A 15,207-nucleotide genomic window follows, 5' to 3' on the forward strand; every position below is an offset into this window, starting at 1 on the left:
CGGGGAGGGCGCGCATCCCCCGCCCTCCCCGCACACGCTACCCAGATTTCGGCGGTCAGCCGCCGAACCCGGCGGTTTGGCGCCAGATTCGGCCATCGCGGACCACGAGCGTCCCGAACGCATGCTCCGGTTCGCCGTTCAGGTTCATGATCGCGCGGTAGAAGATGGTGTCGTCGGTCTCGATGTACTCCTGGAGTTCGACCAGGGTGGGCTTCAGGGTGAGATAGCCGGTGAACGTCTCGCGAACGGCCTCGATGCCGGCCGAGACGCCCTCGAAGCGCAACAGCACCGCGTCGTCGGTGTAGTTCTTCATCACCGCCTCGATGTCCAGGGCGGCCAGCGCTTCCATCTGGCGGACGAACACCGGGTGCAGTGTGGAGATGTCGTACTTGGCCATGTCGTCTCCCTTTCAGGGGGTGGAGGTGGGCACATCGGCACGTGGGACGGCGGACGGGGCGGCAGGTGGGACGGCGGACGGGTCGGCGGGCGCGGCGCAGGCAACGGCGCTGCCGGCGAACGGCAGTCGGACGACCATCCGGGTCTCCCCGGGACGCGAGCGGGCCGTGATCGACCCGTGGTGGCGCTGGGTCACGATGCGGTAGCTGAGGTGCAGCCCCAGACCGGTGCCCTTGCCCACGTCCTTGGTGGTGTAGAAGGGCTCGAAGATCCGCGGCAGGGACTCCTGCGGGATGCCGCGGCCGGTGTCCGTGATCTCCACGACCATGCAGACGCCTTCGGCGCGGGCGCGCAGCGTGAGGACGCCGGAGCCCTCCATCGCCTCGGCGGCGTTGTCGACCAGGTTGGTCCACACCTGGTTCAACTCGCTCGGATAGCCCGTCAGTTCGGGCAGATCCGGTTCGTACGCGCGCACGATGGTGATCCCCGTGAGCTTGGACCGCAGCACGACCAGCGTGTTCTCCAGTCCGTCGGTCACCTGGAAGCGCTGTTCGGGGGCCCGGTCGAGATTGGCGTAATCCCGGGTGGCGGCCACGAGCTGGGAGATGCGCGGGCCGGCCGCCCGCAGCTCCGCGGCGAGCGAGCGGATCTCCAGGAGGGCCGCCAGATGGTCCAGGGCGGGTGCGAGGGCCGGCTCGCCGACCCCTTCCAGCCGCTCCAGCAGCCATCCCAGCTCCAGCCCGAGGTCGGAGACGCCCGAGCCGAGCAGACCGGGCCGTTCCGCACCGGCCTCCTGCGCCCAGTCGGCGATCTCCTCCTCCGCGTCGGCCTGGGCGAGGGGGTCGGTGGTCACCGGCGGTGGCAGCTTGTCCAGCTCCTCGGTGAGCCGGTCGAACACGGAGCGCTCCGCGCCGTCGGCGGCGGCCCCCCAGGCCTGTGCGGTGCGGGTGAGCCGGTCCAGGGCGGGGGCCAGTTCCTGTGCGGCCCGGGCCACGGCGGCGGCCGGGTTGTTGAGCTCGTGGGCCAGCCCGGCGGCCAGGGTGCCCAGCGCCTCCACGGTGGCCCGTTTGCGGGCCTGCACCTCGGAGGACTTGATCCGCCAGGCCAGTACGGGGATGAGTACGGCGGCCACCCCGTGGCAGCGGGTCAGCATCTCGAAGAAGACCGGCTTCGGATAGGCGACGACCGTGGTCGACGGCCCGCTCGCGGCAGCGGTGGCCACGTACGCCCCCTCGGTCAGCAGCGGCAGTTCCCCGGTGAACCGGTGGGCGGCCGATGGTTTGCCGTCGTGGTCCTCGGCCGCGATGCCCTCCTCCTCGGTGGAGTGCCGGGTGAGGACCTCCTCCCGTCCGTCGACGACCTTGGTGACGACGAGGCCGCCCGACAGCAGGACGTGGAAGCCGGTGGCCTCCTCGCCGTCCCGGAAGAGGACCTCCCCGTCGGCGAGGACCCGGGGTTCGGAGACCGAGACCAGCCAGTCCAGCTGTTCCCCGGTGATCCCGGCGAAGATCTCCAGCCCGCGCAGGGCGGACCTCAGCTCCGGCGCGTTCATGCCGTGCTCCCCTCGGCCCGGGTACGGGCGGCCAGCCGCAGGGTGACCAGCAGGGCCAGCGCGCACACCGCGGCGACGGCGGCCATGAAGCCGACCGAGGTGCGGTGCAGCCCGTGGATGTTGGTCAGCATTCCGGCGAGGACCGCCGGGACGCTCATCGCGAGGTACGCGAAGACGTAGACGGCGGCGGTCAGTTCGCCGCGGTGCGCCGGGTCGGCGAGCGCGCTCAGCGCCCGGAAGGAGCCGAGGAAGGCCGCCCCCCAGCCGCTGCCGAGGACGGCCGTGGCGACGAGGAACACGGCGGCCGAGCCGAGTCCCAGCGCGAGCAGGACCAGCCCGAGCCCGGCGAGGAGACCCAGCAGCCCGAGGACGGCGGTGCGCAGCGCCTCGGTGCGGCCGAGCGCCAGCTGGGCGGCGGTGGCGGCCCCGGCGAGCAGGGCGACGGTGGCGCCGCCGGCGAGGTAGTTGGTGGACCGCAGCAGGGACAGGGCCAGGTGCGGACCGAGCGAGAGGTAGAAGCCGCCCACCGACCAGACGGCGACGATGGTCAGGACGAGGACGGCGAACCGGCCGCGGACGCCGGCCGGCACCCGGATCCGGTGCGGGACCACGCGGAAGCGGCCGCCCGCACCCGGTGCGCTCTCCCGCATCCGGACCACGCCCACCAGGGTCACGGCGAAGGCCCCGACCAGCAGCAGGTAGCTCAGGACGGTCGGCGCGGGCGCGTACTGGACGAGCAGGCCGGCCCCGAGCCCGCCGAGCCCGATGCCCACGGTCGGTCCGGCGCTGTTGACCTGGGCGCCGAGCGCGGGCCGCGAGCGGGGGGCGAGTTCCAGCAGGGCGGCGCCCATGGCCCCGGTGGCCAGACCCACGGCCAGGCCTTGGACGGCTCGGGCCGCGAGGAGCAGCCCCAGCCCCCGGGCCCCGGCGAACAGGCCCATGGAGACGATCGCGAGGACCAGCCCGGCACCCAGGACCGGGCGCCGGCCGAGGGTGTCGGACAGGGAGCCGAACAGCAGGAGCCCGGCGAGCACGGTGACCGCGTACAGGGCGAAGACCACCGTGATCACGCCGGAGGACAGGTCCCACTGCTGCTGGTAGAGCACGTAGAGGGCGGAGGGCACGGAGGAGGAGAGCATCAGCAGGACCAGGACCGAGCCCACCACCCAGAAGCCGGAGCCTCTGGGCGCCCCGGCCGCCGGCGCGGCCGGGTGCGCGGCAGCCCCCGTGGTCGTTTTCGATGTGTCGGCCACTGCTTGGTCAACTCCCCCGTGGTGGATGGTCAGGCGAGGGCCTGGGCCCTCGCCAGCGCGCGGGCCGTGAGCACCCCCGCCAGATGGCCGAGGTATTCGGCCGAGGTGCCGCGCCCGGGTACGAAGAGCTCCCGGGGCTCGGCGCGGAAGGCGGCGAGCACGGCGTCGGTGGTGTACGGGCCGCCGCGCAGCCGGTCCTCGACCGCGCGCAGCCGCAGCGGGCGGGCGGTGGCCCCGGCGACGGCGATGCGCGGGCCGTCGGGTGTGATCCGTACGGCGGTGGCGCACACCGGGTAGCGGGTGGCCCGGTCGGCGGTCTTCTCGAAGGCGGCGGCCGGTCCGGCGGCGGGCACCAGCAGGGCGGTGACCACGGATCCGGCCGGCACGCCGGAGGCGGCGAGCTCCTCGGCGGGTACGGTGCCGCGCCCGCCGGGACCGGCCAGTTCGACCAGCGCACCGGCGGCGATCGCGGCGACCGGCAGGTCGGTGGCGCGTCCGCCGGTGGCGAGGTTGCCGCCGGCGGTGCCGAGGTTGCGGACCTGGGGGTCGCCGTTGGCGCGGGCCGCGGCGGCCAGCTCCGGCGCGCGGGCGAGGACCAGCGGGTCGGCGGCGAGCTCGGCGAGCGTGGTGAGCGCCCCGATCCGGATCCCGTCGGCGGTGCGACCGGTCCCCCGGAGCTCCTCCAGGTGGCGTATGTCGACGAGCAGGCGGGGCCGGCCGGCGCCGGTCCGCAGCTCGGGCAGCAGGCTCTGGCCGCCTGCGAGCACGCGGGCACCGCGCGTTCCGCGGAGCAGGGCCAGCGCTTCGTCGAGGCCGGCGGGCCGGACGTAGTCGAAGTCGGTGAGGATCACTGCGCTTCCCCTCTCAGGCGGCGCCAGACCTTCTCGGGGGTGAGCGGCATGTCGATGTGCCGCACGCCCAGGTCGGACAGGGCGTCGACGACGGCGTTGACGACCGCGGCGGCGGGCGGCACGGTGGCGATCTCACCGGCGCCCTTGGCGCCGAGCGGGTTGTGCGGGCTGGGGGTGACGGTCTTGTCGAGCGCGAAGAACGGCACGTCGGCGGCGCGCGGCAGGGCGTAGGTGGTGAGGTCGCGGCTGACGAGCCGTCCGTCCTCGTCGTATTCGGCGGCCTCCATCAGCGCCTGGCCGAGGCCGTGCACGATGCTGCCCTCGATCTGGCCGAGGACGATCTTGGGGTTGCCGATGTTCCCGGCGTCGTCGACGGCCGTGTAGGCCACCACGTCAACCTCGCCGGTGAGTTCGTCGACCTCGACGACGGCGACGTGCGTGCCGAAGGGGAAGTTGAAGTCCGGCGGGTCGAAGTGGGTGGTCTCGTCGAGGGCGGGCTCGATCTCCGCGGGCAGCCCCCAGCCGTACCACAGGGCCATCGCGAGCTCGGCGAAGGTCTTGGCGTTCGCCTCGTTGCCCTCCTCGTGGACCGTACCGCCGGCGTAGACGACCTTGTCCTCGGGGACGCCCAGGAAGACGGCGCCGGCCTTGACCAGCTTGCTCTTGATCTTCCGGGCGGTGAGGGCGACGGCGGGCGCGGCCATGCTGTAGGAGCGCGAGCCGTACGTGCCCTGCCCGTAGGGGGCTTTGAGGGTGTCGCCCTCGTGGACCTGGACCTGGGCGGGGTCGATGCCCAGCTCGTCGGCGGCGACCTGCGCGAAGACGGTGCCGTGGCTCTGGCCGGTGGAGGCGGAGCCGACGGTGACGGTGACCTCGCCGGTCGGGTGGACGCGGATGTTGGCGCTCTCCCAGGTGCCGCCGAGCATGCCCTCCTGGGACATCCGGGTGGAGGGGCCGACCCCGCAGACCGCGACGTAGGTGGCGAGACCGACGCCGAGCCGCTTGCCGCGGGTGCGGGCCTCGGCCTTGCGGGCGGGCATGTCGGCGTAGCCGGACAGCTCGATCGCCCGGTCGAAGTTCAGCCGGTAGTTCCCGGAGTCGTAGGTCCAGCCCAGACCGTTGTCGTACGGGAACTTCTCCTTCGGTACCAGGTTCTTGCGCCGCACCGCCGCCGGGTCCATGCCGATCTCGGAGGCGTACCGGTCGACCAGGCGCTCCATGAGGAAGGCGGCCTCGGCACGCCCGCTGCCGCGCTGGGCGCCGAGCGGGACGGTGTTGGTGAAGGCGGCGTACACCTCGCAGAAGGCGGCGGGGATGTCGTACATGCCGCTGATGGAGCGGCCCATCAGGGCGGTGGCGACGCCGGGGCCGATGGTGGAGGGGTACGCGCCGAGGTTGGCGTGGCTGGTGCAGCGCACGGCGGTGATCCGGCCGTCGCGGGTGCCGGCGAGGGTGACGTGCTGGCGGTGGTCGCGGCCCTGGACGGTCGAGTTCATCAGCCCGGTGCGGGTGTCCACCCACTTCACGGGCCGGCCGAGCGCCTTGGAGAGCAGCAGGACCAGCGGCATGTCGGGGTACAGGTAGCCCTTGGTGCCGAAGCTGCCGCCGACGGTCGGGGCGACCACGCGGAGTTTGTTGAAGGGGATGCCGAGGACCAGCGCGGAGAGCAGGAAGCGGTGGTTGTGCGGGCCCTGGGTGGAGGCGTAGAGCGTGTACTCGCCGGTGGCGGCGTTGTAGTCGCCGACCGCGCCGCGGGGCTCGATGGGGCTGTTGATGGTGCGCTGGTTGACCAGGTCGAGCTCGACGGTGGCCTCGGCCGCGGCGATGGCCGCGTCGGTGCGGTCCTTGTCGCCGCAGGTCCAGTACGCGTTCAGGTTGCCCGGGACGGCCTCGTGCAGCTGGGGCGCGCCCTCGGCGAGGGCCTCGTCGGCCCGGGTGACCACGGGCAGCGGCTCGTACTCGACGGCGATGGCGGCCAGCGCGGCGGCGGCCTGGCGCGGGGTCTCGGCGACGACGACGGCGATGGGGTCGCCGACGTGGCGGACGGTGTCGCCGGTCAGGACCGGGCGGGCGCCGGGAAGTCCGTAGGGGTGGGGCGGGAAGTGGCTCTCGACGCCGCCGGGGATCCAGATGCAGGGCAGCGGCATGACGTCGGGGAAGTCGGCGGCCGTGGCCACCTTCAGGACTCCGGGCAGCTGCTCGGCGGCCTTGGTCTCGATGGAGAGGATCCGCGCGTGGGCGAGCGGGCTGCCGAGGATCGCCATGTGGGCGGTGCCGGGGAGGTCGATGTCCGCGACGTAGGTGGCCTCGCCCCGCAGCAGTTGCGGGTCCTCCCGGCTGTCGAGCGGCTGGCCCAGGACGGTGTGCGCCTGCGTGGAGGCGGACTGCGAAGTCCGCTCCCCCGTCTCTGCGGTCATGTCCTCACACCTCCTGACGCGAGGCGGCGCAGGCGCGCTGCACTCCCCGTACGACGCTGTGGTAGCCGGTGCAGCGGCAGAGGTTGCCGGTGAGCCACTCGCGGATCTCGGGCTCGGTGGGGGCCTCGCCGCCGGAGGCGGAGTCGACGAGTTCACCGAGGGCCATGACCATGCCGGGGGTGCAGAAGCCGCACTGGGTTCCGTGTTCCTGGCGTAGGGCCTCCTGGAGGACGGTCAGTTCGCCGCCCGTGGTGGTGACGCCCTCGATGGTGGCCACCTCGGAGCCGGCGGCGGAGGCGGTGAGGATCAGGCAGCTCTTCACGGAGCGCCCGTCGAGCCGGACGACGCAGGAGCCGCACTGGCCGGTGTCGCAGCCGACTTTGGTGCCGGTCAGTCCGAGGCCGTCGCGGAGCCGTTCCACGAGCAGTTCGTTCGGCTGCGCCGAGAACTCCTCGGGTCTTCCGTTCACGTTCAGTGTGATATCCATGCCAGCGCCTGCGCTTCCGTGAGCGGCCGGTTGAAAAGGGGTCCGCCGGGCTGCTGGAGCATTCCTCCGGAATGCAGCGGACCGGTGTCGACGGGCGCGAATCCGAGATCCGTGATGATTCCCGCGACGATTTCCTTCGCTTTTCCGTCGTCCCCCGCGGTGAAATGCGCCAGGCGCTCACCGGACGCGGTGCCGGCGACGGCGAGGGTTTCGAAGTGCATGGTGTTCAGGGATTTCACGACCTGGGCGCCGGGATACCACTCGGCGACCAGGTCGCTGGAGCCGCGTCCGCCGAGGTCGGCGGGGGCGCCGGCGCCGGCGAACGCGTTCGTGGCGTCCACCAGCACCTTGTCCTGTACGACGTGCGGCGGCAGCAGCCCCCGTACGCCGGCGAACGGCACCATCAGCACGATGAGATCGGCCCGGCCCGCGGCCTCGGCGGGGTGCGCCGCCGAGGCGGCCGGACCCAGTTCGGCCACGAGCGGGCCGAGGCTGCGCGGGCCGCGGGCGTTGGCGAGTACGACGTCGTGGCCCGCCGCCACGAGGATCCGTGCGAGGACCGTGCCGATCCGCCCGGTGCCGATGATGCCTGTCCGCATTGACGCTCCTCGGGAAGGGGTTCGGTCCAGGGGGTTCGTCCAGGGGGTTCGGTCCGCGCCGGTCTCAGTCCATGCCGATCCAGACCGACTTGGTCTGGGTGTAGCTCTCCAGCGATTCGGGGCCGCACTCGCGGCCGTAGCCGGAGGCCTTGTAGCCGCCGTAGGGCACGGAGGGGTCGTACTGGTTGTAGCAATTGACCCAGACCGTGCCGGCCTTGATCTGCGAGGCGACGCGGTGGGCGCGCCGCAGGTCCTTGGTGTGGACGCCGGCGGCGAGGCCGTACGCGCTGTCGTTGGCGATGCGCACGGCGTCCTCCTCGGTGTCGAAGGGGATGATCGACAGGACCGGGCCGAAGATCTCCTCCTGGGCGATCCGCATCCCGTTGTCGACGCCGGTGAAGACGGTCGGCAGGAAGTAGAGGCCCTGGCTGGAAGCGCCCTCGGGGGTCCAGCCGGTGCCGCCGGTGCGCAGCACGGCGCCTTCCTTCTCGCCGATCTCGATGTACGAGCTGACCTTGTCGAACTGGCCGCGGTGGGCCAGCGGCCCGAAGAGCGTGGCCGGGTCGCGCGGGTCGCCGGGCTTGAGGTCGGCGGCCCGGCGTACGAGGCGTTCGACCATCTCGTCGTGGATGGGCCGGTGCAGGAGCAGCCGGGAGCCGGCGGTGCAGATCTCGCCCTTGTTGTAGTAGATGCCGAAGAAGGCGAGTTCCTCGGCGGCGTCGAGGTCGGCGTCGGCGAAGACGATGTTGGCGGACTTGCCGCCGAGCTCCATCGTCACCTTCTTCAGGGTGCCGGCCGCCTTGCGGATGATGGACTGGCCGACCACGGTGGAGCCGGTGAAGGCGATCTTGTCGATGCCGGGGTGGTCGGTGAGGGTCTCACCCAGTTCCACGCCCGGACCCGTGATCACGTTCAGGACGCCGTCCGGGATCTCCGCCTCCTGGAAGAGCTCCGCGATCTTCAGGGCGGTGAGCGGGGTGGCCGGGGAGGGCTTGTGGACGACCGTGTTCCCCGCCGCCAGCGCCGGTGCGATCTTCGTCATCGACAGCAGCAGCGGGAAGTTGAACGGGGTGATGGCGCAGACCACGCCCAGCGGTTCGCGCAGGGTGTAGGCGAGCTGTCCGCCCGCCGGGGCCCGGGAGGAGCCGTCGACGCGGGTCACCGCGCCGGCGTAGTAGTGCATGAGCTGGGCGGCCATGGGGGCGTCGACCGTGCTGGAGAAGGCGAACGGCTTGCCCATGTCCACGGTCTCCAGCAGGGCGATCTCCTCCAGATCGCGTTCGATGAGCTCACCGACCCGGTTCAGGCGCAGCGCGCGCTCCTGCGCGGACAGTCTGCTCCACGGACCTTCCTCGTACGCCGTGCGGGCGGCGGCGACGGCCGCGTCCGCGTCGGCCGCGGTGGCCTGGGCCACCGGCACGATCTCCCGGCCGTCCACGGGGCTGATGTCGGGTTCGGTACGGCCGTCCCGGGCCGGGACCCAGGTGCCGCCGATGAACAGCTTCCCGGGGTTGGCCAGGGGCTGGTCGCTGAGCACGCGCTTGGACATGGCTGCCTTCCGGTGTCGGATGCGGGGTACTAGCCCTTCGCGAGCTGCGTCAAGAACGTCTCCGCGAGGGCTTTGGAGGAGTACGGGTTCTGGCCGGTGGTCAGCTTGCGGTCCACGACCACGTGCGAGTCCCAGATCGCCTCGGCCTTCTCGTAGCGGGCGCCGAGCCGGGTCAGCTCGACCTCGAGGATCAGCGGGAGCCGGCCGGCCATGTTGGTGACCAGTTCCTCGCTGTGCGAGAAGGCCGTCATCCGGTAGCCCTCGAAGGGCCAGCGGCCCTCGCCGTCGCGCAGGGCGAGCAGCGCGGTGTGGCCGTGGCAGACGGTGGCGAGCGGCTTGTCCCGGGCGATGACCCAGCGCAGGATCTGCGCCAGTTCGTCGGACTTCGGCAGGTCGCCGATGGCGCCGTGGCCGCCGCTGACGTAGACGCCGTCGTAGTCGGCGATGTCCTTCTCGGTCAGCGACTCGAGCGCGATCGGCGCCGTGAGCTGGGGGGTGTTCTCGATGACCCGGACGTACTCGGCGGCGTTGGCCGCGTCCTCGTCCGGCGAACCCTGCGGGCGGACCCACCGGAGGAACTGGGGGTCGATGCTCGTCCGGTCGACCGTGGGCGCCCGGCCGCCGATCGTCGCCACGTCCACGGTGTGGCCGGCGGCCTTGAACAAGCCGTAGGGAACGACGAATTCCTCGGCCCAGAATCCCGAGGGGTGCTGTTCGCCGTCCAGGAGATGGAGCGTGGCCTTGGCCGTCATGACGACGAGAATCTTCATGATTCTCTCCTTGTTCTGGATTCGCTGCCGATTCAACACGGCCCCGCGCGGGGGGCGTAAGGGGGCGGCGTCAGGCCCGCGATACTTCGTCACGTGCGTCCAACGCCGAGATGATGGTGCGGAATTCACCGACCAGGGGGTGGTCGGGATGGGCTTCTGCGAATATGCGTTCCCCGTACAGGGCCGCCATTTCCGGCGAGTACGGAAGGATTCCGGCCAGAGGCGCCCCGTAGACCTCCTCGGTGCGCCGCCGTGCCTCCACCCGGTCGATTCCCTCGGGGGCCATGCTCAGCACGAGGGTCCGCCGGCAGGGCAGGCGTCCGGCGAGGGCGATTGTCTCCTCCACTCCGGAGAGGTCGATCCGGTCGGCCCGCGCCATGATCACCAGTACGTCGGCGCTCGCCATGGCGGTGACCGACTCGTTGTTGAGTCCGGCGTGGGTGTCCAGCAGCAGCACGTCGAGCGCGTGGTGCGCGGCGAGCCGGTCGAAGCCCTCGGGGAGCAGCCCCACGTCGTACCCGCTGGTCATGAGCTCCCGCAGGGCGGCGGTGCCGGTCCTGGCCGGTACGACGTACAGCCCTGGCACCCCCACCTGCTGGGCGGCGGCCTCGATCTCACAGCGGCCGAGCAGGTAGTCGGCGAGCGAGGGGCCGGGCCCGAGGCGGAACAGCAGGTCGAGGGTGGGTGACTGGATGTCGGTGTCCACCACCCCCACCCGGCGCCCGCCGGCCGCGATCAGCAGCGCCAGGTTCGCCAGGACCGAGGACTTCCCGGTGCCACCGCGGTGCGAGTGCACCACGATGGTGCGGGTCATCAGGCCACCACCCGGTAGCCGTCGCCGTCCGCGTGCGGCCCCCGCGCCGCACGTGGCCGGTGCAGGGCCAGCATGGTGACGTCGTCGTGCTGTTCGGCGGTGCCGGTGTGCTCGCGCACCGCCAGGTCCATCCGGTCGACCACGTCCTTGCCGCTCACCGGGATGCCGGCGAGCAGTTCCAGGACCCGTTCGTCGCCGAGGAAGCTGCCGTTCGGGCAGCGGGCCTCGGGGACCCCGTCCGTGAAGGCGAAGAGGGTGTCGCCGTGGTTCAGCTGGGCGTAGCCCAGGGTGTAGACGCAGTCGGGCAGTACCCCCACCGCGGGCCCGGTGACCTCGAGCGCGAGGGGCCGGCTGCCGTCCCCGCGCAGCAGCAGGGGCGGGTTGTGGCCGCCGTTGATGTAGACCAGGCTGCCGGTGAGCGGGTCCAGCACCCCGAAGAACAGGGTGGCGAAATAGCCCTGCCGCAGGTGGTTGCGGGTGAGGTAGCCGTTGGTGGCGGTGACCGCGTTGAGCAGCGGGGTGGCGCCGACGACCGGGACGCGGCGGCTGCCGCCGGTGCGCCCGGCGGCCACCAGGTGCTGCAGACCGCTGTTCTCCGCGGTGTGCCGGAGCAGGGAGCGGATGAGCGCCATGAAGAGCGCGGCCCCGACGCCCTTGTCGCAGACGTCGGCGACGACGAAGGCGAGCCGGCGGCCGCGGGAGATCTCGAAGACGTCGTAGAAGTCCCCGGCGACCTGGCGTGCGGGCCGGAAGCGGACGTCGATCTCCCAGCCGTCCGGGACGGGGAGGTCTTCGGGCAGGAAGCCGGCCTGGATCTCGCGGCCGATCTCCAGTTCCTTCTCGTAGCCCATGAGTTCGGCGCGGGCGTCGGCTTCGCGCAGGGTGCGGCCGAGTCCGGCGCGCTCCGAGCAGCTGTGCAGCCGGGCCCCGACGAGGGCGGGCAGGAAGGGCGGTACGAGGTAGTCGTGGCCGATCCGGACGTGCTCCTCCAGCGCGGCGAATTCGGTCACCGTCCAGACGACCACGATGGGCGCCCCGGCCCAGCGGCGCAGCCGGCGTACGGCGAGCCGCACGGACTCCCCGTCGGACTCGGCCGGGGCGAGCAGCACGTCCGCTGCGGGCAGCAGCTCCTGCGGGCCTTCGCGCAGTTCCGTCAGCGTACGGGTGACGAGTGCGGCGTCCATGGAGCGCAGCGCCGTCAGCAGCTCGGGCGGCGGTGGCGGGTACACGTCGAGGATGATCACGGTCGTGGAGGGCATCGGTCCGTCCCCTCGGCCTTCACGGTCAGCGTGCTGATGTTGCGGCCGTCCCTGTGCACGTAGCTGAACTCGTCGACGCTGGTCAGCGCCAGGTGGATGCCGAGGCCGCCGATCCGCCGGTCCTGCGGGGCGACCCCGCGGGCGGGCGGAAGGCGGCCCTCTACGGGGTCGAAGGGGGGCGCCGAGTCCACGAGGGTGATCTGCACCCCGCCGGGGCCGGAGCGGCCGCGGACGGTGATCCGCCCGCCGCCGCCCCGGTACCCGTGCATCACGATGTTCGTGGCCAGTTCGTCCACGGCCAGCCGGATCCGGTAGGTGGCGCCCTTGTCGAGGCCCGCCCGGCCGGCCAGCCGCAGGACGAACGCGGCGATCTCGCCCAGTGCCCCCACCGTCGCGGGCACCTGCAGTACGGCGGGCGTCCTCGCCAGTTCGGCCATGTCAGTCACGGTGGTCACTCATCGGCGAGGACGATGCTGCGGTCGAGCCCGGCCGTGCGGATGGTCCGGGACACGGGCTCGATGGCACCGGTCACCTTGATGGTGACGTGGTCGGCGACCTTCTGCTGGGCGAAGACCAGGGAGCGCAGTCCGGCGCTGGCCATGTAGCCGACGCCTGCCATCCTGATCTCGACGGTGCCGGTGCCGTGGCCCGCGGCCTTCTCGATGGTCCGGTGGAAGTCCGGTGCGGTCTTGGCGTCCAGTTCGCCGGTCAGCTCGATCACGGTGGTGTCGCCCTCGATGCTCAGGGACACGGAAAGCGGCATGTCAGGTCTCCTCGGGATCGTTGGTGCGGCCCACCAGGACCACGACCGACCGCGGGCCGATCAGGTACTTCCCGGCGTTGTCCAGTTGCTGCTCGGTGCCCGGGGTGCGGATGTCGTGCGGCGCCTCGGCGCCCGTGTCGGCGAACAGGTGCCAGCTGCGGCCGCCGGGCAGGGCGGGCAGTTCCAGGTCGTGCGGTTCCCAGTGCGCGTTCATGGCCACGTACACCACGTCGTCGTCGCCGGTGCCGCAGCGGGCCACCGCCAGCAGCCGGCTCTCGGCCGACCAGTCGGGCTGCCAGGCCCGCTCCCCGTGCCAGCTGATGTCGGGCAGGCCGAGGTGCTCGCGGACGTGTCCGGTGGGGTGGGCGGTGGAGCGCAGCTCGCGGTGGTGTTTGCGGAAGGCGATCATCTCCCGCGTGAACCGGAGCAGTTCGGCGTTGTCGTCGACCTGGTTCCAGTCGAACCAGGAGAGTTCGTTGTCCTGGCAGTAGGTGTTGTTGTTGCCCTGCTGGGTGCGTGCGACCTCGTCGCCGGCCAGCAGCATCGGGATACCCTGGCTGGTGAAGAGGATGGCGAGGGCGTTCTTCATCTGCCGGGTGCGCAGCGCGTTGATCTCGGGGTCCTCGGTGGGGCCTTCGGCGCCGCAGTTCCAGCTGTTGTTGTCGTTGGCTCCGTCGTTGTTGTTCTCGCCGTTGGCCTCGTTGTGCTTGTCGTTGTAGGAGACCAGGTCGGCGAGGGTGAAGCCGTCGTGCGCGGTCAGGAAGTTGACCGAGGCGGCGGTGCCGCGGCCGGTGTAGAGGTCGGGCGAGCCGGCGATGCGGGTGGCCAGTTCGCCGGTGACGCCGGGGTCGCCCTTGAGGAAGCTGCGCACGGTGTCGCGGTACTTCCCGTTCCACTCCGCCCAGCGGCCGTACGCCGGGAAGTTGCCGACCTCGTAGAGTCCGCCCGCGTCCCAGGCCTCGGCGATGAGCTTGGTGTGCCGCAGGACGGGGTCGTAGGCGAGCATCTCCAGCAGCGGCGGGTTGGGCAGCGGAGTGCCGTCCGGGGACCGGCCGAGGATGGCCGCGAGGTCGAAGCGGAAGCCGTCGATGTGGTAGTCGGCGACCCAGTGGCGCAGGCAGTCGAGCACGTAGTTGCGCACCACGGGGTGGTTGCAGTTGACGGTGTTGCCGGTGCCGCTGAAGTTGAAGTAGTACCCCTCGGGCGTGAGCATGTAGTAGGTGGCGTTGTCGAGCCCCTTGAAGGAGATCGTCGGGCCCTGCTCGTTGCCCTCGGCGGTGTGGTTGAAGACGACGTCGAGGATGACCTCGATGCCGGCCGCGTGCAGGTCCTTGATGAGGGTGCGGAACTCGTCGCCCTGCATCCCGTAGCGTCCGGTGGCCGCGTAGCCGGCCTTGGGCGCGAAGAACGAGACGGTGTTGTAGCCCCAGTAGTCGAAGAGCTGCTCGCCCGTCTCCGGGTTGGTGCGCGGGTTGTCGCTCTCGTCGAACTCGAACACGGGGAGCAGTTCGATGCAGTTCACCCCGAGTTCCCTGAGGTACGGGATCTTCTCGCGCAGCCCCGCGAAGGTGCCGGGTGCGGTGACCTGCGAGGAGGGGTGCCGGGTGAAGCCGCGCACGTGGGTCTCGTAGACGACGAGGTCTTCGGCGGGAATGCCGAGCGGGGTGTCGTCGCCCCAGTCGAAGTCCTGGAGGCAGACGCGGGAGCGGTACTGGTAGCCGCGGCTGCGGTCGGGCTCCACGCCCCACACATCGCGGCCGGCGATGAGCCGGGCGTACGGGTCGGAGAGGACCTGGCGGGCGTCGAAGCGGTGCCCGGTGACCGGGTCGTAGGGGCCGTCGGCCCGGTACCCGTACTCGATGTTCTCGTGGTCGAGGCCGAAGACCGTCATGGCGAAGACGCTGCCGGTGCGGAATTCCTCGGGGAACTGCAGCTCGGCCATCGGCTCGGGCTCTCCGCGCTTGTAGATCACCAGGGTCATGGAGGTGGCCTGGTCGGAGAAGACGGAGAAGCTGACCCCGCCGGGGACCACGTTGGCCCCGAAGGGGAACGGTTTGCCGGCGCGGACGCGGTACCCGCCCACCTCGTGGGTCGGGTACGCGTCGACGCGCAGGACCTGCTCGGCCTGTGCCTCGCTCATCGCGCGGCCCTGGCCTTGGCCTTGGCGGCGGCGGCCGCCGCTTCGCCGGTCTCGAAGAAGTCGAGGAACCCGGTGGCCGACATGACGAACCGGACTTCCTCGCTCACCCCGTAGAGGGTGACGGCGACACCCGCGTGCTGGGCCTCGCGGTAGACGACGAGCAGGGTGCGCAGGCCGGCGCTGGAGACGTAGGTGACCGCGGTGAGGTCGATCTTCAGCGGTTTGCCTTCGCGGACCAGCGGCAGCAATGCCTGGAGCAGTGCGCCGGACGTCTCGCTGTTGATCTCACCGGTGACGACGAGCACGGTGCCCGTCTTGTTCCGGCGTTCCTTGAGGTTGAGAGTCATTGCCTTCCCC

Annotated in this window: 15 protein-coding genes; all 15 read right to left on the bottom strand. The window is 71.6% G+C overall.

Translation table 11 applies throughout. The features are described from left to right. Positions 1 to 55: 55 nt before the first annotated feature. Positions 56 to 397, bottom strand: a complete 342-nt coding sequence (locus tag ACIP5M_RS28090; RefSeq protein ID WP_401201899.1) for a nuclear transport factor 2 family protein — start codon at positions 395 to 397, stop codon at positions 56 to 58. Between the two features lie 12 nt (positions 398 to 409). Continuing rightward, complete coding sequence (locus ACIP5M_RS28095; RefSeq protein ID WP_401201900.1) at positions 410 to 1,948, bottom strand: ATP-binding protein; 1,539 nt, start codon at positions 1,946 to 1,948, stop codon at positions 410 to 412. Next, entirely contained in the window at positions 1,945 to 3,201 is a 1,257-nt protein-coding gene (locus tag ACIP5M_RS28100) for an MFS transporter (protein ID WP_401201902.1), read from the bottom strand. Before ACIP5M_RS28100 ends, ACIP5M_RS28095 begins: the two co-directional genes overlap by 4 nt. Positions 3,202 to 3,230: 29 nt before the next feature. Further along, the gene (locus ACIP5M_RS28105; protein ID WP_401201904.1) at positions 3,231 to 4,052 is read right to left on the bottom strand and encodes an FAD binding domain-containing protein; all 822 of its coding nucleotides are present in this window, start codon (positions 4,050 to 4,052) and stop codon (positions 3,231 to 3,233) included. Continuing rightward, on the bottom strand, positions 4,049 to 6,469 hold the full coding sequence (locus tag ACIP5M_RS28110) for a xanthine dehydrogenase family protein molybdopterin-binding subunit (RefSeq protein WP_401201905.1): 2,421 nt from the start codon (positions 6,467 to 6,469) through the stop codon (positions 4,049 to 4,051). Before ACIP5M_RS28110 ends, ACIP5M_RS28105 begins: the two co-directional genes overlap by 4 nt. Before the next feature lie 4 nt (positions 6,470 to 6,473). Next, positions 6,474 to 6,944 (bottom strand): (2Fe-2S)-binding protein, encoded by a 471-nt coding sequence (locus ACIP5M_RS28115; protein WP_401202054.1) that lies wholly within the window; start codon positions 6,942 to 6,944, stop codon positions 6,474 to 6,476. Further along, a complete protein-coding gene (locus tag ACIP5M_RS28120) occupies positions 6,941 to 7,555 on the bottom strand; it encodes an NADPH-dependent F420 reductase (RefSeq protein ID WP_401201907.1) in 615 nt (204 codons plus the stop codon). The genes ACIP5M_RS28115 and ACIP5M_RS28120 overlap by 4 nt, the downstream gene beginning before the upstream one ends. A 64-nt stretch (positions 7,556 to 7,619) precedes the next feature. Then, on the bottom strand, positions 7,620 to 9,104 hold the full coding sequence (locus ACIP5M_RS28125; RefSeq protein WP_401201908.1) for an aldehyde dehydrogenase family protein: 1,485 nt from the start codon (positions 9,102 to 9,104) through the stop codon (positions 7,620 to 7,622). 29 nt (positions 9,105 to 9,133) lie between these two features. Next, entirely contained in the window at positions 9,134 to 9,874 is a 741-nt protein-coding gene (locus ACIP5M_RS28130) for a type 1 glutamine amidotransferase domain-containing protein (protein WP_401201910.1), read from the bottom strand. A 70-nt stretch (positions 9,875 to 9,944) separates the two neighbouring features. Further along, on the bottom strand, positions 9,945 to 10,688 hold the full coding sequence (locus ACIP5M_RS28135) for an AAA family ATPase (RefSeq protein ID WP_401201911.1): 744 nt from the start codon (positions 10,686 to 10,688) through the stop codon (positions 9,945 to 9,947). Then, the gene (locus tag ACIP5M_RS28140; RefSeq protein WP_401201913.1) at positions 10,688 to 11,947 is read right to left on the bottom strand and encodes a PP2C family protein-serine/threonine phosphatase; all 1,260 of its coding nucleotides are present in this window, start codon (positions 11,945 to 11,947) and stop codon (positions 10,688 to 10,690) included. The genes ACIP5M_RS28135 and ACIP5M_RS28140 overlap by 1 nt, the downstream gene beginning before the upstream one ends. Next, positions 11,929 to 12,384 carry an ATP-binding protein gene (locus ACIP5M_RS28145; protein ID WP_401202055.1) on the bottom strand — a complete coding sequence of 152 codons (456 nt, stop codon included), beginning with the start codon at positions 12,382 to 12,384 and terminating at the stop codon, positions 11,929 to 11,931. The genes ACIP5M_RS28140 and ACIP5M_RS28145 overlap by 19 nt, the downstream gene beginning before the upstream one ends. A gap of 14 nt (positions 12,385 to 12,398) precedes the next feature. Continuing rightward, positions 12,399 to 12,710: an STAS domain-containing protein gene (locus ACIP5M_RS28150; RefSeq protein ID WP_401201914.1), complete on the bottom strand. Its 312-nt coding sequence runs from the start codon at positions 12,708 to 12,710 to the stop codon at positions 12,399 to 12,401. 1 nt (position 12,711) lies between these two features. Then, positions 12,712 to 14,850, bottom strand: a complete 2,139-nt coding sequence (gene glgX / locus ACIP5M_RS28155) for a glycogen debranching protein GlgX (RefSeq protein WP_401201916.1) — start codon at positions 14,848 to 14,850, stop codon at positions 12,712 to 12,714. Continuing rightward, positions 14,847 to 15,197 carry an STAS domain-containing protein gene (locus tag ACIP5M_RS28160; protein ID WP_401201917.1) on the bottom strand — a complete coding sequence of 117 codons (351 nt, stop codon included), beginning with the start codon at positions 15,195 to 15,197 and terminating at the stop codon, positions 14,847 to 14,849. The genes glgX and ACIP5M_RS28160 overlap by 4 nt, the downstream gene beginning before the upstream one ends. Positions 15,198 to 15,207 lie beyond the last annotated feature (10 nt).

The sequence above is a fragment of the Streptomyces sp. NPDC088762 genome, assembly GCF_044750905.1.
Lineage (GTDB): Bacteria > Actinomycetota > Actinomycetes > Streptomycetales > Streptomycetaceae > Streptomyces.

Coding starts and splice junctions, on each gene's coding strand:
- ACIP5M_RS28090 (WP_401201899.1), bottom strand. CDS start 397: ATGGCCAAGTACGACATCTCCACACTGCACCCGGTGTTCGTCCGCCAG.
- ACIP5M_RS28095 (WP_401201900.1), bottom strand. CDS start 1,948: ATGAACGCGCCGGAGCTGAGGTCCGCCCTGCGCGGGCTGGAGATCTTC.
- ACIP5M_RS28110 (WP_401201905.1), bottom strand. CDS start 6,469: ATGACCGCAGAGACGGGGGAGCGGACTTCGCAGTCCGCCTCCACGCAG.
- ACIP5M_RS28120 (WP_401201907.1), bottom strand. CDS start 7,555: ATGCGGACAGGCATCATCGGCACCGGGCGGATCGGCACGGTCCTCGCA.
- ACIP5M_RS28125 (WP_401201908.1), bottom strand. CDS start 9,104: ATGTCCAAGCGCGTGCTCAGCGACCAGCCCCTGGCCAACCCCGGGAAG.
- ACIP5M_RS28130 (WP_401201910.1), bottom strand. CDS start 9,874: ATGAAGATTCTCGTCGTCATGACGGCCAAGGCCACGCTCCATCTCCTG.
- ACIP5M_RS28135 (WP_401201911.1), bottom strand. CDS start 10,688: ATGACCCGCACCATCGTGGTGCACTCGCACCGCGGTGGCACCGGGAAG.
- ACIP5M_RS28140 (WP_401201913.1), bottom strand. CDS start 11,947: ATGCCCTCCACGACCGTGATCATCCTCGACGTGTACCCGCCACCGCCG.
- ACIP5M_RS28145 (WP_401202055.1), bottom strand. CDS start 12,384: ATGGCCGAACTGGCGAGGACGCCCGCCGTACTGCAGGTGCCCGCGACG.
- ACIP5M_RS28150 (WP_401201914.1), bottom strand. CDS start 12,710: ATGCCGCTTTCCGTGTCCCTGAGCATCGAGGGCGACACCACCGTGATC.
- glgX (WP_401201916.1), bottom strand. CDS start 14,850: ATGAGCGAGGCACAGGCCGAGCAGGTCCTGCGCGTCGACGCGTACCCG.
- ACIP5M_RS28160 (WP_401201917.1), bottom strand. CDS start 15,197: ATGACTCTCAACCTCAAGGAACGCCGGAACAAGACGGGCACCGTGCTC.